General features: G+C 62.3%; 18 protein-coding genes. 12 read left to right on the top strand and 6 right to left on the bottom strand.

From position 1 onward, the window contains the following. Positions 1–420, bottom strand: coding sequence for a type II secretion system protein N (locus SJQ66_RS14265; protein WP_024904952.1), 420 nt, complete (start codon positions 418–420; stop codon positions 1–3). A gap of 290 nt (positions 421–710) precedes the next feature. On the opposite strand from SJQ66_RS14265, the gene gspG reads away from it, so the two are divergent. From gspG to SJQ66_RS14220, 9 genes are all read left to right on the top strand, one after another. Then, a complete protein-coding gene (gene gspG / locus SJQ66_RS14260; protein ID WP_236693415.1) occupies positions 711–1,094 on the top strand; it encodes a type II secretion system major pseudopilin GspG in 384 nt (127 codons plus the stop codon). Positions 1,095–1,144: 50 nt separating this feature from the next. Beyond that, positions 1,145–1,609 (top strand): GspH/FimT family pseudopilin, encoded by a 465-nt coding sequence (locus tag SJQ66_RS14255; RefSeq protein WP_236693410.1) that lies wholly within the window; start codon positions 1,145–1,147, stop codon positions 1,607–1,609. Continuing rightward, positions 1,609–2,067 (top strand): type II secretion system minor pseudopilin GspI, encoded by a 459-nt coding sequence (gene gspI, locus SJQ66_RS14250; RefSeq protein ID WP_024904955.1) that lies wholly within the window; start codon positions 1,609–1,611, stop codon positions 2,065–2,067. Before SJQ66_RS14255 ends, gspI begins: the two co-directional genes overlap by 1 nt. A 31-nt stretch (positions 2,068–2,098) precedes the next feature. Beyond that, positions 2,099–2,761, top strand: coding sequence for a PulJ/GspJ family protein (locus SJQ66_RS14245; RefSeq protein WP_051504637.1), 663 nt, complete (start codon positions 2,099–2,101; stop codon positions 2,759–2,761). Beyond that, positions 2,758–3,900, top strand: coding sequence for a type II secretion system minor pseudopilin GspK (gene gspK / locus SJQ66_RS14240; protein WP_082102457.1), 1,143 nt, complete (start codon positions 2,758–2,760; stop codon positions 3,898–3,900). The genes SJQ66_RS14245 and gspK overlap by 4 nt, the downstream gene beginning before the upstream one ends. A gap of 15 nt (positions 3,901–3,915) precedes the next feature. Further along, positions 3,916–5,703, top strand: coding sequence for a type II secretion system protein GspL (gspL, locus tag SJQ66_RS14235; protein WP_320534919.1), 1,788 nt, complete (start codon positions 3,916–3,918; stop codon positions 5,701–5,703). Then, positions 5,700–6,269: a type II secretion system protein M gene (gene gspM / locus SJQ66_RS14230; protein ID WP_024904959.1), complete on the top strand. Its 570-nt coding sequence runs from the start codon at positions 5,700–5,702 to the stop codon at positions 6,267–6,269. Before gspL ends, gspM begins: the two co-directional genes overlap by 4 nt. 131 nt (positions 6,270–6,400) lie before the next feature. Then, the gene (gene gspN / locus SJQ66_RS14225; protein WP_046152470.1) at positions 6,401–7,195 is read left to right on the top strand and encodes a type II secretion system protein N; all 795 of its coding nucleotides are present in this window, start codon (positions 6,401–6,403) and stop codon (positions 7,193–7,195) included. Between the two features lie 162 nt (positions 7,196–7,357). Continuing rightward, positions 7,358–8,875 (top strand): efflux transporter outer membrane subunit, encoded by a 1,518-nt coding sequence (locus SJQ66_RS14220; protein WP_024904961.1) that lies wholly within the window; start codon positions 7,358–7,360, stop codon positions 8,873–8,875. 35 nt (positions 8,876–8,910) lie between these two features. Here the strand turns inward: SJQ66_RS14220 and gshA are convergent, their stop codons facing one another. Continuing rightward, complete coding sequence (gene gshA, locus SJQ66_RS14215) at positions 8,911–10,545, bottom strand: glutamate--cysteine ligase (RefSeq protein ID WP_253464249.1); 1,635 nt, start codon at positions 10,543–10,545, stop codon at positions 8,911–8,913. Between the two features lie 584 nt (positions 10,546–11,129). Between gshA and SJQ66_RS14210 the strand changes: the two genes are divergently transcribed. Both SJQ66_RS14210 and SJQ66_RS14205 read left to right on the top strand, forming a co-directional pair. Further along, positions 11,130–11,366 (top strand): hypothetical protein, encoded by a 237-nt coding sequence (locus tag SJQ66_RS14210; protein WP_024904963.1) that lies wholly within the window; start codon positions 11,130–11,132, stop codon positions 11,364–11,366. Positions 11,367–11,460: 94 nt separating this feature from the next. Then, positions 11,461–12,513, top strand: a complete 1,053-nt coding sequence (locus SJQ66_RS14205) for a serine/threonine protein kinase (protein WP_024904964.1) — start codon at positions 11,461–11,463, stop codon at positions 12,511–12,513. A 418-nt stretch (positions 12,514–12,931) separates the two neighbouring features. Here the strand turns inward: SJQ66_RS14205 and SJQ66_RS14200 are convergent, their stop codons facing one another. Continuing rightward, complete coding sequence (locus tag SJQ66_RS14200) at positions 12,932–13,696, bottom strand: phytanoyl-CoA dioxygenase family protein (protein WP_024904966.1); 765 nt, start codon at positions 13,694–13,696, stop codon at positions 12,932–12,934. Between the two features lie 330 nt (positions 13,697–14,026). On the opposite strand from SJQ66_RS14200, the gene katE reads away from it, so the two are divergent. Beyond that, the gene (katE, locus tag SJQ66_RS14195) at positions 14,027–16,153 is read left to right on the top strand and encodes a catalase HPII (protein WP_320534918.1); all 2,127 of its coding nucleotides are present in this window, start codon (positions 14,027–14,029) and stop codon (positions 16,151–16,153) included. Positions 16,154–16,633: 480 nt separating this feature from the next. Here the strand turns inward: katE and SJQ66_RS14190 are convergent, their stop codons facing one another. From SJQ66_RS14190 to SJQ66_RS14180, 3 genes are read right to left on the bottom strand one after another with little or no spacing between them, the layout of a single operon-like run. Then, positions 16,634–18,094, bottom strand: coding sequence for a hybrid sensor histidine kinase/response regulator (locus tag SJQ66_RS14190; protein WP_320534917.1), 1,461 nt, complete (start codon positions 18,092–18,094; stop codon positions 16,634–16,636). Next, positions 18,091–18,822, bottom strand: coding sequence for a chemotaxis protein CheB (locus SJQ66_RS14185; RefSeq protein ID WP_313905212.1), 732 nt, complete (start codon positions 18,820–18,822; stop codon positions 18,091–18,093). Before SJQ66_RS14185 ends, SJQ66_RS14190 begins: the two co-directional genes overlap by 4 nt. A 5-nt stretch (positions 18,823–18,827) precedes the next feature. Next, positions 18,828–19,655 carry a CheR family methyltransferase gene (locus tag SJQ66_RS14180; RefSeq protein ID WP_036012055.1) on the bottom strand — a complete coding sequence of 276 codons (828 nt, stop codon included), beginning with the start codon at positions 19,653–19,655 and terminating at the stop codon, positions 18,828–18,830. Positions 19,656–19,668 lie beyond the last annotated feature (13 nt).

Genomic DNA, 19,668 nt, shown 5'->3' with positions numbered 1-19,668 from the left:
TCAGCGCATGTACGCCACACCGCCGGGACCACCGACGGGTGCGGAAACACGGATATTGCTGCGCACGCCGTTCTGTTCGACGACGACGTGATCCGCGTAGACTTCGCGAAGGACCGTCTGGTTGTCGATGGCCTGGTTCAGACCGATCGCACGGCCAACCGCGCCGTTCTCGCTGATGATGGCCGCTGCGCCGCGACCCACGCCCAGCGACAATACACCGGCCACGCGCAGACGCGTCTGCTGCTGTGCATCACCCCCGAACAGTTGCGCGGCCGCCTGGACGGACGGCGGCGCTTCCACTGTGGCGGCGTCATCGGGCGCCTGTCGCGACGCGGTCAGTTTCACGGTCCAATAAGTGGCGCTCGCGCAAAACAGCGCGCAGGCGGCCAAGGTAACGAGGGGCATCAGGAGTCGGTTCATGAATGGCATTCTACGGTCAAAATCATGACGGCAAATACGATGTGCCTGCAGAGGGAGGAAATTTCGGAATGCTAGCTCGAATGAATCGCTTTTTTGTGTCACCGGCGCATCGCGCCGTTCCGGATTCAACGATAGACGTGGAAGTTGGCACGGCGACGGATGCCGGGCGTTCCGTTCGTCTTATTCAGCTTACGGGTCTGCGAAAGGTTCAGGCAGTGCGTGCGGTCGCGGCGGGAGCCCGTGCCCGACGCCCTGGCCGGCTGGCGCGCGGTTTCACGCTGATCGAAGTGATGGTGGTCATCGCCATCATCGGCATCCTGGCAACGTTGATCGTGCCGAAAATCATGAATCGTCCTGATCAGGCGCGTCGGGTGGCGGCAACGCAGGATATTGCCACGCTGATGCAATCGCTGAAACTCTATCGCCTGGACAACGGCCGTTATCCGACGACCGAGCAGGGCCTGCGTGCGCTGATCGCCAAGCCCAGCACGGACCCGGTGCCGAACAACTGGAAGGACGGCGGTTACCTGGAACGATTGCCGAACGATCCCTGGGGTAATCCTTACCAATACCTGAACCCGGGTGTCCACGGTGAAGTGGATGTGTTCAGCTATGGCGCGGATGGCAAACCAGGCGGCGAGGGGAATGACGCCGATATCGGTTCGTGGCAGTGAACGCCTGTCTCGACTCCCGTTACTGATCGATCCGGTCAAGGCAGACTCGCGTGCGCGCCCGTGGCTTTACATTGCTCGAAATGCTGATGGTGCTGGTGATCGGCGGGCTGCTGGTCGGCCTCGCATCACTGTCGCTGTCGCATAACGCGCACGGTGCGCTGGACGAGCAGGGTCAGCGTCTGGCGCTGGCTTTCGAGACGGCGGGCGATGAAGCGCAATTGCGCAACGCTCCCATCAACTGGGAACCGGTCAATGGTGGCTATCGTTTTTCGGTTCGCGAAGGCCGCCGCTGGCGTGCGTTGAATGACGACGTGTTGGGCGGCGCGCGGTGGATGACGGGCGTCACCGGGGTGGCAATCCGTTATCCCGGCGTATCACAAGCGGTCGGAACACTGCAATTCAGCACCGAAAGCATTGGTGACGCGGTCAGTGTCACGCTTTATTCGGACAATGGCGCGGTGACGATTTCGACAAACGGTGACGGACATTTCGTGGTCCGTAATGGGGCACTTTGATGGGGTGCATTGCATCCACGCGTCGCGCGTCGTGCAGTGGGTCGCCGGCCCGCAAGGGACGCGGCAGGCGCGCGCGTGCCGCATTCGCCGCCGGCTTCACGTTGATCGAAGTGCTGGTGGCGTTGGCGATTATCGCGGTGGGTCTGGTCGCGGCGCTGCGCGCAGTGGGCAGCGTGGCCACGAACACCGCGGCGCTCCATGCACGATTGCTGGCCGGGTGGAGCGCCGACAACACGATCACCCAGTTGCATTTGCAACGCGCGTGGCCATCATTCGGTACGACATCGACGCCTTGTCCGCAGGGCGGACTGGCATTGGTGTGCGATATGACGGTGACACCCACGCCCAATCCGGGTTTTCGGCGTGTAGAAGTGTCGGTTCGCAGCGCGGTGACGGGAAAAACGATGTTGGCCGATCTGGTGACGGTGGTGGCGGATGAAACGCACAGACCGCTCTAATAGGTTCTCCGGCCGACGCAACGGCGTCTCCATGGCGAGCAAGGCTCCGCCTGTGGCCGGCTTCACGCTGATCGAATTGCTGGTGGCCATCGCGCTGTTGGCCGTGGTGGCATTACTGAGTTGGCGGGGGTTTGACCAGATCGTCCGGGGTCGGCAGATCGTGGTGGCGGCGATGGCTGACGAGCGGGCCATCGCGCGCGCATTCGATCAGGTTGGCTACGATGCCCGTGCGGCGGCCAGCGACGACGATGCGCAAGGCAGCGCGATAACGCTGCAACGCGATGGTTTCACGATCGTGCGTTATCTGCTGCGACCGGAACAGCCGCAACGTTTGCAGGTCATCGTGTACGCGGTGCGGGACGGTAATCTGGTGCGCCGCGCCTCCGCGCCGATTGGTACGGTGGGAGCGTTGCGACAAGCGCTATCAGGTGAGGGCAACCAGGGCGACTGGGGCGAAGTGGTGCTGCTGCCGCAGGTGCAGGGTTTGCAGGCGGCTGTCTGGCTGGAGGCGCAGGGATGGACCAGGTCGCAGCAAGAGGTGGCCGCGGAGGTGACCCGTGCGCAGCGTGCGCTACGCGATCCGGCGACGAGCGCCGCACCGCTGGACCGTGCCGCGGAGGGGTTGCAACTGACGCTGACGACGAAGGGCGGCGGCGTGCGCCGATATGAACGCGACTATCTGGTGGCGCAATGAGAGCACACCCGATGATGATGCGATCAACTGGACGATGCGCGTTTTGTCGGCCGCGCGCCGCGCGCGCGCGGGGCGCGGCGCTGATCACGGCGCTACTGGTGACCACACTGGCGGCGGTGCTGGTCTCAGGATTGTTGTGGCGACAGCAGGTGGAGATCCGTCGGGTGGAGAACCAGCGCGAGGCGGCGCAAGCGCGGTGGGTTTCGCGCGGAGTGTTCGATTGGGCGCGACTGATCTTGCGCACGCAGGCGGACGCGTTGCCGGTGACCTATCTAGGTGGTGCCTGGAGCGTGCCGATCGCGCCGACGCGCCTCTCGGACTTTCTCGGCAAGATCGGCATTGCCCGGGCGGAGCAAGGCGCGTCCACCTGGTTGTCGGGTGGCGTGGTGGATGCCCAGTCGCGTTTCAACCTGCGCAACCTGGTCAATTCGAAGCCGGCGACGGGATTGCAGGTGAATCCGCAGGCGCAGATGCAGTTTCAGAAGCTGTTGTCGTTGTTGGGCTTGAGCAGTGATCTGGCACCGCCCGCCGCGCAGTATGTGCTGACGACGTTGCTCTCGTCCGTGACGAAAGGACAGCAGGCGCAGACGGGCGACGTGGCGTCGGATGCACTGGCAGCGGCTCAGTCCGATGGCGATGCGGTAAGCCGTGAGAGTGGCTTGACGAACACGCCCGGCATGAGCGCCGGAGACGTCGCAACGCAGATGACGCGACCGATTCAGTTGCACGACGTCGACGATCTGGTTGCCGTGCCCGGTTTTACGCCGGCGGTCATCGCTCGATTGCGGCCGTTTGTCACGATCCTGCCCGTGCCGACGCAGATCAACCTGAACACGGCCGGTCCGGAGGTGATCGCCGCGGCGCTGCCGGCATTGTCGTTGACCGCGGCGCAGGCGATGATCACCACGCGCGACCAGGCGTTCTTTATCAACCTGGGCGATGCGCAGACGCGGCTGGCGCGCTTCATGACGACGGGGGAGACGTTGGATGGACAATTTTTCGATGTCACCACGCACTACTTTGAAATCCACGCGCGCATCACGCATGAACGCGCCGTGGTGGACCGCGTGGCGCTGGTATATCGCGATCCGCGCACCCATTCAACACGCATCATACGGGTGCAAGATGCGCGGCAATGAAGAACTGGAGAGTGTGTGAGCACATTGACCGTATTGATTCCGCCGCGTGATGCGGTGGACAGCGCGGAGGGCGGTGCGGTACCTGGCACGTCCGGCACGGCGAATGGACCGGACGCATCCGCGGCCGGCGGCTTGCGATATGTCCTGATGGACCGGCGCGGCGCGTTGCTGCAATCGGGCAGCGCGCCGCTGCACCTGCTGCCGGTGGCGCAGATGACCTGCCTCGTTCTCGCCGCCCGCGACGTCTTGCTCGTGGATGCTCCGGTCCCGCCGCTGCATGGCGTGCGCATGCAGCAAGCGCTGCCGAACATTATCGAAGATTGGCTGCTGCCGGACACCGCGCCGGTACATCTTGTCGTTGGTCCCCTGCCCGGTGCCGGTCCGGCGTTGGCTGGCGGCACGCGCCGGCGTGGCTTCGCGGCGCGTCGCCCGCGTCTGGCCGCGTTGGGCAAGGCGGCCTCCGTGCGTACCGTGGCCGCCGTCGATCGAAACTGGCTGCGCAGTCTGCTCGACCGGTTCACCGCCGCCGGGCATAAGGTGTTGCGGGTCGTGCCGATGACGGGATGTCTGCCGCTGCCAACGCTCACGGACCGGACGTCCGCAGGCGCTGGCGGTACGCCTGTCGAGGCATTGGAGGGCGTTGTTGACCACACGGGGGCACCGGTGTCGGTGTTGATCGATATCGCACCGGGCGTCGCATCGACACCCGGTGCGCCGGATGACGCTCACGATGAGGTCGTCGAAGTGACGCTGCGACGCCGGCCTTCGTTCGACGGCGAACGGGTCGATGTGGTGGACACCGAATCGAATGCCTTAGTGACGTCGGCGGCCAGCGCGGGTCTCGCCGATGCTGCCATTTCCGCCGAGTCGACCGTTGACGGGCGTGATGTCGTGCTATTGCCGGACGGCGCGGGCGGTGACGAGGGCAAGGCGATCGATGGCACCGGTTTGCAAGGACACGGGGGCGCGGCGGACAAGCTTGCGGAGACCGCGCACGCGCAGGCACTGACGGAGGCCAGTGGCCGGGCGCGAATCGATACCGACAATCGCGTGGACACCGAGGCGGAGACCGTTGACGCGGCAACGGCTCATCGCCTGTGTGGCGAAGGTTTGCGCATCGCGGTTGCGGATATGGCGACAACGCTGGATATGATCGCGCCAAACCGCGTGTCGTACTACCTGGCCAGTGCGCCCGACGGCCAATCAGCGTCAACGCTTGCGCCGGCATTGCGCGCCGGGGCGCGGCCGTTCACGATGGAACAACTGGCGTTGGCAGCGCAGCGTTGCCCGATCGATCTGTGTCAGTTCGAATTCGCGCCCAAGGGTTTCCGTCTCTCTGGCGAGACGTGGCGGCAAGTGCGTTGGCCGGTCTTGCTGGTGGCGGCGAGCATCCTGGTCTGCGTCATCGGCGTGAACCTGCGGTGGATGCAATTGGTCCACCAGCGTAACGCGGTGCAAGCGGCGATGACCGAGCGGCTCTTGTCCACATTCCCGTCGACGACGGTCGTACTCGATCCAGTCGTGCAGATGACGCGCTCGCTCGATGCCTTGCGCGTGGCGGCCGGGGAGTTGTCACCCAATGATTTCTTGATGCTGACCAACGGATTGTCGCTTTCCATGGGTGGTATTTCGCCGAATGCCATTGCCACGATGAAGTATGACAACGGCAACTTGGAGGTGATCTTCCACGGCGATGCGTCGGTGGATCAAGGGCTGCGCGAGCGTCTGTCGCGGCAGGGTTTGGAGGCCACGACAGAGACACGGCCGGACGGTCAGCATTGGACGATCAGGAGCCGGCGATGAGTACGTTGCAGATGATGGTCATGGCGTGGTGGGCGCAGCGACAGCCGCGTGAGCGCCGGCTATTGTCGATTGGCGCCGTGGTGGTGTTGATCGCCCTGTTCTACCAGGTGCTGATCGCGCCGGCGGTGGAGGGGATCGGACGGATAGAAGCAAGCTTGCCGGGCCTGCAACGCCAGCTCGGGCAGATGCAGGCGCAGGCGCTCATCGCGCAGCGGCTCTCGAGCGGGGCCCAGGGTGTGGCGCCAACTGGCGATGCGTTGCAAACCGGGTTGACCGCGGCACTGACCGACGCCGGACTGGGTGATGCCTCCGCGGTGGCGCCAGCCGGCAATGGCGTTCGCGTGACGGTAAAACAGGTCTCGTTTGCGGCGCTGGTGCGTTGGCTCGACCAGATGCGCACCCAGTTGAAGGTCAAGGTGGCCGATGCGCAGGTCACGCCGGTGCGCGCGCCCGACGGCGCCATCGATGGTCGGGTCGACGCCGTGGTGACGTTGGAAGGCCAGCGAGGCAGTAGTGGTGGCGGCCAATACGGCGGTGACGGTGGTGGCGGGAGGGTGGCGCGATGACGTTGATGCGCGGCCGTCGCGTGGCGGTCGATGCGACCGCGATACGACCCACTCGCACGAAGTGGGCGGGCATCCATCGACGTGACCCGCTCGACAGCCCGCCGTGGGGAGATCGGCCGCCCATATGGTGCATGGCGTTCATCGCGGTAGTGACGGTGGTGCTGACGATCCTGGTGCTGCTGCCCGCCGCCTGGGTGACGCCGCTCTGCGCGCGCTACACGCAGGGGCGCGTAGCATTGGTCGACGTGACCGGTTCGCTGTGGCGCGGGTCCGCGGTCCTGGTGCTTGCGCCCGGTGGCTTGCCGGATGCGTCGCTGCCCGCCGGATCCGACGATGTCATGGCGCCCGGGAGTGCCGCCTTGAAGGCGGCGCGCTTGCCTTATCGCGTACTGTGGCATGCGGCGTTCTGGCCCTTGTTCGCCGGCGAGGTCCGGTTGGACGTGCGGGAAGATAGCCCGCTGTCCCAGAATGTCCGAATCGTGGCCGGGATGAATGGCGTGACGGTCCACGCCGGTGGTATCGCGGTGCCGGTCAGCTTGCTGAATGGGCTGGGCGCACCCTTCAACACGCTGGATTTGCAAGGTGAAACGCGTCTGGAATGGACGGACTGGCGTTTGTTACGAACCGGTGCCTACGGTCAGATGACGGTGCTCCTGGATAACATGTCTTCCAGTATTTCGCGCGTCCGTCCGCTTGGTAGCTATCGGGTGCATCTGCAGGCAACGGGGAACGGTGTGCGGCTACAGTTGGCGACGGAGACGGGGCCGCTTTTCCTCAGTGGCAGCGGTGAAGGTAACGGGGAAGGCTTCCAGTTTACGGGGCAAGCCCGCGCGGAAGGTCCCGCGCAGGCAAACCTGGTGTCGGGCCTGCTACCCTTGTTGGGACCAAAAATCGAATCGAACACCGTTGCCTTGCGCTTCCCCTGACATATTCACCTCCCGACCTCGCCGGCCTTTCTCGCCCAAAAGGGGCGGGTGCGCCGTATCTTCTTGAAATCTTTGGAAATGCAAGGAGATGCGGCGAACAACGCCGTCCTCGCGCGGATGCGGCGATAATCAAGGGTGGCGTGAAATGCGAAGGAAGGGGCTATGAGAATGGATGTCCGCGGACCATCGTCGTCTTTGCTGGCGCTATGCGCCGCATTGGTCATGGCGGGTGCCTTGGGTGGATGTGCGGTGGGACCGAATTACAAGACGCCGGCGATGGCCGTGCCGGCCGCCTTCAAGGAGGCGCCGCCGGGCTGGAAAGTTGCGCAGCCGGCCGATCATGATCCGCGCGGTGCATGGTGGGAAGTGTTCGGTGACCCAACGCTCAACGCGCTGATCGAGAAAGCGAACCAGGCGAACCAATCGATCGCGGAATACGAAGCCGCCTACCGCCAGGCCACCGCGCTGGTTGCTCAGGCGCGCAGCAGTTATTTCCCGACGATCAGCCTTAACGGCAGCGAGACCCGGTCTGGCTATGGCAGCGTCGCATCGGGTACGGGTCAACCCAGCGTCTCGACCAGCTATTCCGCGAAGCTGGACGCATCGTGGGAGCCGGACCTGTGGGGCAGCGTACGGCGCAAGGTGGCGTCGGAACGCGCCAGCGCGCAAAACGCCCAGGCCAATCTCGCGAATGCCCGCCTCTCGGTCCAGGGGACGCTGGCGGAAGACTACTTCCAGTTGCGCGCGCTCGATTCGGCGCAGACGTTGTATGACGACACCGTCCGCAGTTACCAGGACTACTTGAAGTTGACCCAGAACCGCTATGCACAGGGCGTGGCGGGCCGTTCCGATGTCCTGCAGGCGCAGACGCAGTTGCAAAACGCGCAGGCGTCCGCGGTGGACAATCAGGTCGACCGTGCCCAGTACGAGCACGCGATCGCGGTGCTGGTGGGAGAGCCTGCCTCGGTCTTCTCGCTCGCCGCCGCGCCATTGCAGTCCGTGCCGCCGACGATTCCGCTTGCCTTGCCGTCGACGCTCCTCGAGCGACGCCCCGATGTGGCCGCGGCGGAACGTAGTGCCGCTGCCGCGAACGAACAGATCGGCATCTATCAAGCGGCTTTTTTCCCGACGCTGACCTTGTCCGCCACGGGCGGCTTTGCCAGCAGTATGTTCTCGAACTGGTTGACCGCACCCGCGCGGATGTGGACGATCGGCCCGCAGTTGGCCGCCACCTTGTTCGATGGGGGCTTGCGACGCGCCGAGGTAGCCGGGGCGCGTGCTGCGTACGACCAGGCCGCCGCGACCTACCGCGCAACGGTGCTGAGCGCGTTCCAGGACGTCGAGGACAATCTCTCAAGCCTGCGAATCCTGGCGAACGAAGCCGCCATCGACCAGCAAGCCGTGGTGTCTGCTCAGCAGTCGTTGACCGTCACGACGAACGGTTACAAGGCCGGTACGAATCAATACCTGGACGTACTGACCGCGCAGGCGACGTTGCTGTCGACGCAGCGTAGCCTAATCGATGTCAATGGGCGACGCATGGTCGCCGCGGCGGGTCTGATCAAGGCGTTGGGCGGCGGATGGGAAGGACTGTCTGCACCGGTTGACCAGAACGGCGAGCCGGTCGTCGCGGCGGCCGGTCCAGTTCAGAATAGTGCCGGAAAATCCCCTGTTCATTGAATGTGATGCGACATGATGCGTGCCGTGCCGCCGGCTCAGCCTGCGGTGACATTCAGCGTCTTGCCGAAGCGGTGAACGAAGGTATCGAAGTCGATATCGTCGGCCGCTTCGATGTGCTGTTGTTTCTCTATCGACGCTAGCGCCAGCGCATCCAGCGCGGCGGCGCACGCCGCATCCAACGGTACGTTCATGAACAGGGCCGCGTGTGCCTGGCTCTGCCGCAGGCCGAATGCGGCGTAACTGCCGGCCGTCCGCACGGCGTCCAGCACGCGTGCCGACGGTAGCGTTTCGGGACTCGCCAGGATCTGCCGTTGCCGCTGCAACGCGGCGACGTGGGACAGCCCGCCGCGGTGCTGGCCCGCATCGTCCAGCAGCGCGGCCGTCACGCCGATCTGATCCAGTAATGCCTCCGCCCAGCCTTGCAGCGTCACCGTTTCCCCGGAGCGCTGCAATTGCTTGCCCGGACGGCGACCATCGCGCGCGACGGCCAGGAAGTTGGCATCCGCCTCGCGCTGCAATGCCTCGTCGTCGGGGCTATCTTCCAGCGCACACATGACGAGGAAGGCATCGAGGAAGCGCGTCGTGCTTTCGTCGATGCCGATCGGATCGTAGGGATTGAGGTCCAGGCAGCGTATCTCGATATATTGAATGCCTGCCCGCGACAAGGCGTGGACGACACGTTCGCCTTCGGCGCCAACGCGCTTCGGGCGCACGGTGGCGTACAGCTCGTTTTCGATCTGCAGGAGGTTCGTGTTCAACTGAATCCATTTCCCATCGCGATGCGTGCCAATGGCGGCATACGGCGCGTAAGGCGCGGCAATGGCGTCCTCCAGGCCTTGGATATAGCGTGCCAGGGAGACGAAATCCGGGCGGCGTTCTCGCATCGCTTCGTTGTGGTAACCGAGATCGCTCATCCGCAGGCTGGTCGCGTATGGGAGATATAGCGTCTGCTCATCCAGCAACGCCAGGCCGCCCGGATAGGTCCCTTTGTCCACGGCGAGCGTCTGCTGGTTGATGCGTTCGGCGAAGAAGCTACGATCCAGCGTTGGCGATGCACCGAACAAATAGAGCAGCAGCCAACTGAAGCGCCGATAGTTACGCATCAGGCGGATATAGCCTTCCGACTGCGTGTCGTGCGGTGGCGCTGCGTTATCGGCGACACCGACTAGCGGTGCCCATAGGGCATCAGGCAGTGAAAAGTTGTAATGGATGCCCGCGATGCATTGCATTGCCCTGCCGTAGCGCACCGCCAGCCCTTGGCGATAGACATGCTTGAAGCGGCCCTGGTTCGAGCGACCATAATCTGCGATGGGGATATCGGCATCGCGCGGCAGCACGCCGGGCATCGACAAGTCCCACAACAACTCCCCACCCAGGCGTTGATGGACGAACGCGTGCAGCGTGTGCAACCGCGACAACGCGTTGACCGGATCGGCATCGGGTGGCGTGATGAATTCCAGCAGGGCTTCGGAGTAATCGGTGGTCACTTCCGGATGCGTCAATGCCGCGCCCAATGCGCTGGGATGCGGGGTGCGCGACAGCGTACCGTCGGCCCGCACGCGCAGGCTTTCCTTTTCAATACCTCGTCCGCCTGTCGCCAGCAGTCCCGATCGGGCCGCGTCCTGCAACACGGCAAGCCGCTGCGAATAATCCGATGTGCTCTTGTTCATTCAATGACAACCTTAAGCGGGTCATCCCGGCATGACAGCATCGTGCGGGATCCCTGATTCACCGGGCACTGTATCATTTTGCCGGACCCGCCGCTGACGCCATCCTCGGCGTCCTTCGGACCACGGCATCGCGCCAGATTCTCGTGCCGCGGCCAGCCACCATGGCCAGCGTACAGCGTTGCACTGTGGCTTTGATCCCACAGCAGGCTGCCGCCGGTGATCCGGCGTTGGCATACACGCGATTAAGGCTTATCAGGGTCAACCCTTTTAGAGTTAACCCTCTATCGATTCCATTGCGTCCCGCTTTTGGCGGCACTACATTGAAATCGTCTCCTCCATGTCCTCCTGATATGGATTCCACCCGCCCGATGGCGGGTTTTTTTTTGTCTCCGGGAGGGCGCGACCGTCCGCGGCGGACTTTCCAGTCGCGACTGGCACCCGCGGTTGCAGGGGGACGTCGCCAACATCGTTTTGGCGGCCGGCGGCCGCCGTATAATGAATCTGGTTGTGCTTCGGTCAACCGTTTAAAGTGCCTTTATTATCAGCAGGCGGATGCCAGGTCCGTCTTTTTGGGAGAAGCCTCGATGAAGATCGGTAGCATAGTGCGATCCAACCATATCGCGGTTCCCTCCGGCGCGCTTGGCATCATCAAGCGCATCATTGGCGACATGGCGATGGTGACGTGGTACGCAGGGACGCCGGGCGCGTCACGCGAACTCAACACCGAGCCTTTTTTTGTTGCCGACCTGATCGACTCCGGCGACGCGCTGCCGCTGAGTGCCCTGACCTCCCATGCCGCGGCAGGCGGTGCCTTGCACTGAAAGTAAGCGTCCCGCGCAGCCGCACGTGACGTCAACAGGCTGAAGCGGTGCCTGTCCGAAGGGGCAAGCCTCCCGCGGCAGCCGCTTTTCGAGAATGACCGTGCAAGACCCCACTGGCAGGAACGACGTTGACGACGCCTCCGAGGCGCCGTCGATGGGCAAGCCCTACGCCACCCTTAACCCGGACCTTGTGCTCGATGCGATCGAGTCGATCGGCATGCGCGTGGACGGCCGTCTTCTTACCCTGAACAGCTTCGAGAATCGCGTGTATCAGGTGGGCATCGACGATGCGCCACCGGTCATTGCAAAGTTCTACCGCCCGCACCGCTGGTCCGATGCCGCCATCCTGGAGGAACACACTTTCCTGCAGGCGCTGACGGAGGCGGAAATTCCGGCGGTCGCGCCTCTGTGTTTGCCCGAGGGCGATGCAAGCGCCACGACGCTGTGCCGTTATCGCGATTTCCGTTTTTCCGTGTTCCCGCGCCGCGGTGGACGTCCGCCCGAACTGGAGCAGTCCGATACGCTCGAATGGCTAGGCCGGTTCATCGGGAGAATTCACCAGGTCGGCGCCCGGGAACGGTATGTCGAACGCGGCACCATCGATCTGGCGACATACGGCGTCGCATCGCGCGCGTATTTGCACGATAGCGGCATCCTGCCGCCATCTCTGCGAGAGGCGTATTTTGCCATCGTCGATCTGGCGCTGGCGGCGGTTGCGCGCGGCTATGACCGCGCGGGGGACCTGACATCGCTGCGCCTGCACGGTGATTGCCATCCCGGAAATGTCCTGTGGACCGATGCAGGCCCGCATTTCGTCGATTTCGATGACAGTCGCATGGGGCCGGCGATACAGGATTTATGGATGCTGTTGCCCGGTGATCGCGACGGTCAGCGCCGTGCGCTCGGCGACGTGCTGGCAGGCTATGAAGACTTCCGCGATTTCGATCAACGCGAGCTGTACCTGATCGAGCCGCTGCGGACATTACGCTTGATTCACTACAGCGCCTGGCTCGCGCGCCGCTGGGATGATCCCGCGTTTCCCGCTGCCTTCCCCTGGTTCAATACCCAGCGCTACTGGGAGGACCGCATTCTGGAACTCCGCGAACAGGTGGCCTTGATGGATGAAGAACCACTCTGGCCCGTGTGACGGCGAGGCCGGGGATCACGGGCTCATGAGGCATTCGTGGCGAAGCGGACGACAGCCGCCGCTTCCACGGCCCGTATGCGACAATGGTGGCGAAAAATGTCCTGTGCATCGGTATGTTATTTGCCACTTATCCCCATTCTTTCCTAGTCTTATCCCGTAGTTATCCAGTGGTTGAGACTGCGCAAAAGGCCCGTGCTTCGGCCGTCTCATGGTCTATGCAACGCTGATCCTGCATCCCATGTCCGTCATGGCGTGCCAGTTGCAACGCTGCCCTGGAGAGGCGCGGAATGGGCATGTTATCGACACGCTGTTGACAGCTTATCCCTGCCTTTCTCGCGGTGCTATCCACAAGGATATCCACAGGCAGTGCCTTCGAAATGATCGCGCGTTGATCGCGGCGACGGTCGGTGTGCCGTTTCTAGATCAGTGACACTTCTTCCTTCGACGTCGAACGTGTTCCCGGTACGGGGGGATTGCTGATGCCGTGGTAGGTGAACACCAGGGAAAACTTCACGGCGTCGGTGACGTTCTTGCCAGCTGAATGCAGCGTATTACAGTGAAAGAACAGGACATCGCCGGCGGCCAGCGTGGGACAAACCGCACGTGTGATGAGGGAGGCGTTTTCCGCGTTGTTCGGCACGAAGAATTTCGCATCATCGAAACTCTCCGGTGCGAATTGCCGTTGATGTGACCCGGGGATCAACCAGAGCGCGCCATTGCTGGCGGTTTCGTCGCCCAATGCAAGCCAGACCGAAACCAGGTCGTCTCGTGAGAAGGACCAATATCGCGCATCGCGGTGCCAGCCGGTCAGGCTGCCGTACTGCGGGTGCTTTGTCATCAGGCAGTTATGGTGCGCCCGCGAGAGCAATGTCTGCTCGCCAAAATAACCGGTCACCCAACCCGCGATATCGGGGGAGGTTGCAAAGTCGGCGAAAGCCGGCTCGCGGCCATAGGCATCAAGCAGCCGACGCACGGTTTTGCCTCCCGGCGCATCGATGGACGCCGGCGCACCCGGATACTGCAACTGCGCCTCGAGTTCGTGCGGTGCCTTGCCCTCGGCCAGTTGCACTTGCGCTCGCTCCCGCATGGCGGCACAGGTTGCGGGCGGAACGAGGCCGCGCACGATGACGAAACCGTCCTGGCGCAATGCCTCGATTTGTTGAGTCTTCGTTTCTGCTGACATGCACGCAATTTCCTGCTTGGGCACGCCGTGTGTCGACACGGCTTGAGCGATCGTTGCATTGTAAAACCCCGCGCCGCTCCGTGCATCATTTGCCGGTCGAGTGATCAGGACGCGGGGGTTTGAACGCTTCCGGCCCGCCGATGATCGTTCATTAATCGTGATCGCGCCGAGGGAAACGGGTGGTTCATTCGCTTTTCATTGCGGTGACAGGAACAGGGATTGCTAAAGGAGTGGTTCCTTCCCCACACACCGGTGTGTGCCGAGCCGGATGCAGAAATCGATCCTCAATTCGATCTCATGCCGCACGCGCCGCATGCCAAGGAGCAATACATGGCAACAACGCCACCCTCGCAATCAACAAACCAGCCAACATCAAAAGATCGGCAACTCGACACGTTCAGTGTCAGCGTCGATAACGAAGCGTTGAGGACGAATCAGGGCGTCAAGGTCTCGGATAATCAAAATACGCTGAAGGCCGGCGCACGTGGTCCGTCACTGCTGGAAGACTTCATCATGCGTGAAAAAATCACGCATTTCGACCATGAACGCATTCCGGAGCGAATCGTGCACGCGCGGGGCGCTGCTGCGCATGGTTACTTCCAGCCATACGCGTCGCACACCGCGCTGACAAAGGCCGGGTTTCTTGCCGATCCGGCCACGCGTACGCCGGTCTATGTGCGTTTCTCGACGGTCCAGGGTTCGCGCGGTTCGGCCGACACCGTTCGCGATGTGCGCGGATTCGCGGTCAAGTTCTACACCGATGAAGGCAATTTCGACCTGGTCGGCAACAATATGCCGGTCTTTTTTATCCAGGATGCCATCAAGTTTCCGGACTTTGTCCACGCAGTGAAGCCGGAACCGCACAATGAAATGCCACAAGGTGCGACGGCGCACGACACATTTTGGGATTTCGTCACGCTGGTGCCGGAAACCACGCATATGGTGATGTGGGCGATGTCGGACCGCGGCATTCCGCAGTCGTATCGGCTGATGGAAGGCTTTGGTATCCACACCTTCCGCTTCGTCAACGCCGAAGGCAAGGGCCGTTTTGTCAAGTTCCACTGGCGACCGGTCCTGGGTTCATACTCGCTGATCTGGGATGAAGCACAGAAGCTGTCTGGCAAGGACCCGGACTTCCATCGCCGCGACCTCTGGGAGGCCATCGAAGCCGGTAATTTTCCCGAATGGGAGTTCGGTGTGCAGATCGTGGAGGAGGAAGACGAGCACGCATTCGCCTTCGACCTTCTGGACCCGACGAAGATCATTCCGGAAGAATTGGTGCCCATCACGATGTTGGGCAAGATGACGCTGAATCGCAACCCGGATAACTACTTTGCCGAGACCGAACAGGTCGCGTTCTGCCCGGGGCATATCGTGCCGGGCCTGGACTTCAGCAACGACCCATTGCTCCAAGGCCGGCTGTTCTCTTATACCGATACGCAGATCAGCCGCCTGGGCGGCCCGAATTTTCATGAGCTGCCGATCAATCGCCCGGTCTCTCCGAACGTGAACAACCAGCGCGACGCCATGCATCGCCAAGTGATTCATCGTGGGCAGACGTCGTATGAGCCAAATTCGATATCGGGTGGCTGGCCAAAGGAGACGCCGGCGGCGGCGCGCGACGGAGGCTTTGAAACCTATCCGGAACGGATCGATGCGGCGAAGATCCGCGAGCGCAGTACCTCTTTCGGCGACCACTATTCTCAGGCGACATTGTTCTGGAACAGCATGAGCGATCCGGAAAAGGATCATATCGTCGCGTCGTACCAATTCGAACTCGGCAAGGTCGAGCGCGAATATATTCGACAGCGGATGGTGGATAACCTTGCGAACGTCGATCCCGATCTGGCCGCGCGCGTGGGCGACGGTCTCGGCTTGATTCCGGCGAAGGCGACAACCCCTGGCGCCGACGTGCTGGCCAAACCTGGCAAAGGCAAGAAATCCGTTTCTGCATCACCGTCGTTGAGCCTGATGTCCAAGGTGCAGCCCGGTATCAAGACGACAAAGATCGCGATCCTCGCGGCAAAGGGCGCCGACCCGGTCAGTATTGCCACCGCCAAGATGGCACTGGAGAAGGCCGGCGCGCAAGCGAAGGTTATTGCGCCGATGTTGGGTGAGGTGGCGCCCGGCGTCTATGCCGATGCCACCATCGCCGGTATGCCGTCGATTGCGTTTGATGCCGTGTTCGTGGCGTGCGGTGCCGACAGCGCCAAGCTTCTCTCGAAGAATGGCGATGCGCGTCATTATCTTCTCGAGGCGTATAAGCACCTGAAAGCCATCGCCGCCGTCGGCCATGGCCGCGATGTCCTGGCGGCGGCCAATCTGCCCGTGAGCGAGGAAGGTGTCATCAGCGATGACACGGCACATATCGATAAGGTGCTCCCAGCCTTTATCGACGCCATCGCGCACCACCGGGTGTGGGGTCGTGCAGCGAAGGCGGAGACGGTGCCGGCGTAAAGCCTGCCGCGCGTATCACTCTGGCCTGGATGAATTATTCAAACTGCCAGTGCCGCGCTGATGGATGAAGAAGGGCCCGTGATCGATGCGATACGGGCCCTTCTTTCATGGCACGTCTATTTATTGATGCGTTTATTTTCGAGATGCGGGTTACTTGCTAGGTACAAATCCCAGGAAAGACAAAAGTGCCATCACAGAAGGAACGTTTTGAGTATCGGCCCGGCCGGCCTCGCAGGAATTCGCGAAGCGTGATCGCGCGTTCTTTTCCCCCTGCCTCCTGTCTTCTATAATTAAGGCGTGTTGAATAGATTCGCCAAAAAAACAGAGCAACAATGACGGAGACAGGAGGTGTGAGATGGACTTCCTTACGCAAATGAGCAGCTTGCCGCTGACGGTCGGGAACTTGATTCTATTGGTCCCAATGGCACTTGTCGGTGTCGTACTGGCTAGCGGCATCCCCTATCACCATCGTGCCGCGCATTATTCGATGGAAATTGGCGGGGCCGTATTAGGTGTGCTGGTCGCGGTGCTGCTGCTCTCGCTATTGAATGTCGCCATCTGAGCGGCACAATCGCAAGCCGCAGCGGGATCACGGCGGGACATATCGACGCCGTTGTGTATACCTCGCCACCTGGCGCGGCGAGGCAGTGTGACTTCGAAGGTCGTGGTGCCGTTGCCTGGAACCGAACGTGCCTCGATGGTTCCCGTATGCAGTCGCACCAATTCATAAACGATGAAAAGGCCCAGGCCGAGTCCTTCGGATTGTCCGCCGTTTACGGGCCCGGACGGGTCGACGTCCTTGCTGTTCGCGGATTGTGAGGGATATAGCGGCATAGGCGCGTTGGAAGTGCCTGCCGCCGCATCAAACAACGTATCTAACATGATGTCGGTAGGGGCGTAGTGCGTGTTTTTTCCCGAGCGAAATGGTGTGAAGAGGTGTGGCTGGACCGTTTCCGGAATGAGTCCGCCATTGGACACGCGCAGGCGGATGGCTTCCGCGCCGGATCCATCCAATTCGATGCTCACCGGCTGCGTATCGTCGCCGTGCCGCAGCGCATTGCCAATCAAGTTCGACAAGATCTGTGCAAGGCCGCCACGGTCCCAGACACCGTGCGTGTCGCCCATCACCATGAGACGTAACGTCGGCGGGAACTCGGCAGATTGGAATTCGTCGATGATGGCCTGCGTGACGGACTGCAGATCGAGCGGTTCCGGTTTGAACTGGAGTTGTCCGGATCGCACCCGTGCGACGTCCAGCAACTGATCGATCATATGCGCCATCCGCTTGCCGCTCGCGATGATACGTTCGGACGCGGTAACAAGGCGCTCGCTATTTTGCGCGGGTACGTACGGCGCACTGGCGATTATGCCCTGCTCTGTTTCCGTCAAACGTCCCTCATTCGGCAATGCCAGGGGAACCGCGCGTCGGACGATCTCTGCATTGGTCATGATCGAGGCGAGCGGATTGCGCAGGTCATGACCGAGTACGGCAACGAACATGTCGTTGGTCCGGATCAACTGCTTCATTGATTCCAGCTGCGCCGCCAATTGCCGCTTCTGCTGGTGCAGTTGAATAAAGACTTCCGCCTTGCTGCGGAGGATATGGGGATCGAACGGCTTGTAGAGGAAGTCGACGGCACCCGCCTCGTACCCTTTGAACATCCGCCTTGTATCGCGGTCCGTTGCCGTCAAGAAAATGATTGGCACATTGCGGGTACGCGGACTGCCCCGCATCAATTCGGCCAATTCAAAACCATCCATCTCCGGCATCTGCACATCGATCAATGCCAGCGCGATGTCATGCTCAAGCAGCAACTCCAGCGCGGCCGTCCCGTTTGTCGCGTGTAGCGGCAGCACGTCTTCCCGACGTAGCAGCGCATCGAGCGCAACCAGGTTCTGGCCGACGTCGTCGACCAGCAGAATCTTGATTGCCGCTGTCATCTCGGCCCCTTCCAGGGTATATCTGCGCCGTGTGATACGGCGTCTGAATTCGGGGGGGCGCCCGCGTCGGGTCGAGTGGCATCGACAACTGCCTTGCGTGCGGCATCGTTGGCCCGGCGCAGCGCTTGCACGATCTGTTCGATGGACAGCACACGGTCCATGGCCCCCAGGGCAATGGCGGCCAGCGGCATGGTATCCGCCTGCGCGGTTTCTGGTGACTGTACCCATGCCTTGCCGCCACGTGCGCGGATCTGTACGAGCCCCATCGCGCCATCGGCGCTCGCGCCGGTGAGCAGGATGCCCAGTACGCGCGACTGGTATGTCCACGCGGCGGATTCGAACAGCACGTCGATCGACGGGCGCGAGAAGTTCACCGGCTCGTCCACCGACAGCGAACACGTCCGGTCCTCGCTCACCAACAGGTGATAGCCCGGCGGCGCGATATGCACGGTCCCCGGCAGCAAGGGTTGGCGATCGATCGCTTCCTGCACGCGCAGCGCGCAGCGGGCGTCGAATAGCGGAGCCAGCTCGCTGTGCACGTCCGGCAAGAGATGCAGCACCACGAGTATCGGCACCGGCAAGGTGGCCGGCAGCGCGGGCAATAGCCGGTTCAACGCATCGACGCCGCCGGCGGACGCGCCCACGACTACCGCGTCGATCGCGCTGAACAGCGCATCATCCGTCGCGTCGGCACCGTCTGTTTCGTGGAAAAGAGGGGGAGGCTGCACTCGGCTCACCGCTTTTGATAGATCCGCTCGGTGTCGGCGAATTCGTCGAATTGATCCGCGTGCGCGTTGAAACGCATGCTCTCTTTGCTGCCCAGGCCCAGGAAACCACGGCGCACCAAGGCATCGGCGAACAAGCCCGTGGCGCGGTTCTGCAAGTCGCCATTGAAATAGATCAGCACATTGCGGCAAGACACGAGATGCACCTCGGAAAATACGCTGTCCGTGGCCAGGCTGTGATCGGCAAAGACCACGTGGCGCTTCAGGGTCCGCGCGAATGTCGCCGCGCCATAGGCAGCATGATAGTAATCCGACAGGGAACGCTTGCCTCCCGCGGCGATGTAGTTTTTTGAAAAATTGGCGATGCGTTCAAGTGGGTAAATGCCTTCGGCGGCGGTCCGCAATGCTTGCGGATTGACATCGGTGGCGTACAGCACGGTGCGATCGGCCAGGCCCTCCTCTTCCAGCAGGATTGCCAGCGACCATAGTTCCTCGCCGCTGCTGCAGCCGGCCACCCAGATCTTTACCGACGGGTAGGTTTTCAGGATAGGGATAACCTTTTCGCGCAGCGCCTTGAAGTACGACGGATCACGGAACATTTCGCTGACTTGTACGGTCAGGTATTGCAACAGGCGCGCGAACGCTGTGGTGTCGTACAGGACCTTGCCTTGCAGCTCGGACAACGTTTCGCATTTGAAATCGTGCCGCGCCTGCGTCATCCGGCGCCGTAACGATGCCAGTGAATAGCTGCGGAAATCGTGCTGGTACTTCAGGAAAATCGCTTCCAGAAGCAGCCGCAATTCGATATCGAAATCGTGCATCGCGCGCGGGGTCATGGCGTACGGGGTG

It is taken from the genome of Robbsia andropogonis (assembly GCF_034047095.1).
GTDB lineage: Bacteria > Pseudomonadota > Gammaproteobacteria > Burkholderiales > Burkholderiaceae > Robbsia > Robbsia andropogonis.
Note: the sequence above shows the minus strand (reverse complement) of the source record. Positions and strands in the feature narration are given on the sequence as shown.

Coding starts and splice junctions, on each gene's coding strand:
- SJQ66_RS14265 (WP_024904952.1), bottom strand. CDS start 420: ATGAACCGACTCCTGATGCCCCTCGTTACCTTGGCCGCCTGCGCGCTG.
- gspG (WP_236693415.1), top strand. CDS start 711: ATGGTGGTCATCGCCATCATCGGCATCCTGGCAACGTTGATCGTGCCG.
- gspI (WP_024904955.1), top strand. CDS start 1,609: ATGGGGTGCATTGCATCCACGCGTCGCGCGTCGTGCAGTGGGTCGCCG.
- SJQ66_RS14245 (WP_051504637.1), top strand. CDS start 2,099: ATGGCGAGCAAGGCTCCGCCTGTGGCCGGCTTCACGCTGATCGAATTG.
- gspK (WP_082102457.1), top strand. CDS start 2,758: ATGAGAGCACACCCGATGATGATGCGATCAACTGGACGATGCGCGTTT.
- gspM (WP_024904959.1), top strand. CDS start 5,700: ATGAGTACGTTGCAGATGATGGTCATGGCGTGGTGGGCGCAGCGACAG.
- gspN (WP_046152470.1), top strand. CDS start 6,401: ATGGCGTTCATCGCGGTAGTGACGGTGGTGCTGACGATCCTGGTGCTG.
- SJQ66_RS14220 (WP_024904961.1), top strand. CDS start 7,358: ATGAGAATGGATGTCCGCGGACCATCGTCGTCTTTGCTGGCGCTATGC.
- gshA (WP_253464249.1), bottom strand. CDS start 10,545: ATGAACAAGAGCACATCGGATTATTCGCAGCGGCTTGCCGTGTTGCAG.
- SJQ66_RS14210 (WP_024904963.1), top strand. CDS start 11,130: ATGAAGATCGGTAGCATAGTGCGATCCAACCATATCGCGGTTCCCTCC.
- SJQ66_RS14205 (WP_024904964.1), top strand. CDS start 11,461: ATGACCGTGCAAGACCCCACTGGCAGGAACGACGTTGACGACGCCTCC.
- SJQ66_RS14200 (WP_024904966.1), bottom strand. CDS start 13,696: ATGTCAGCAGAAACGAAGACTCAACAAATCGAGGCATTGCGCCAGGAC.
- katE (WP_320534918.1), top strand. CDS start 14,027: ATGGCAACAACGCCACCCTCGCAATCAACAAACCAGCCAACATCAAAA.
- SJQ66_RS14190 (WP_320534917.1), bottom strand. CDS start 18,094: ATGACAGCGGCAATCAAGATTCTGCTGGTCGACGACGTCGGCCAGAAC.
- SJQ66_RS14180 (WP_036012055.1), bottom strand. CDS start 19,655: ATGACCCCGCGCGCGATGCACGATTTCGATATCGAATTGCGGCTGCTT.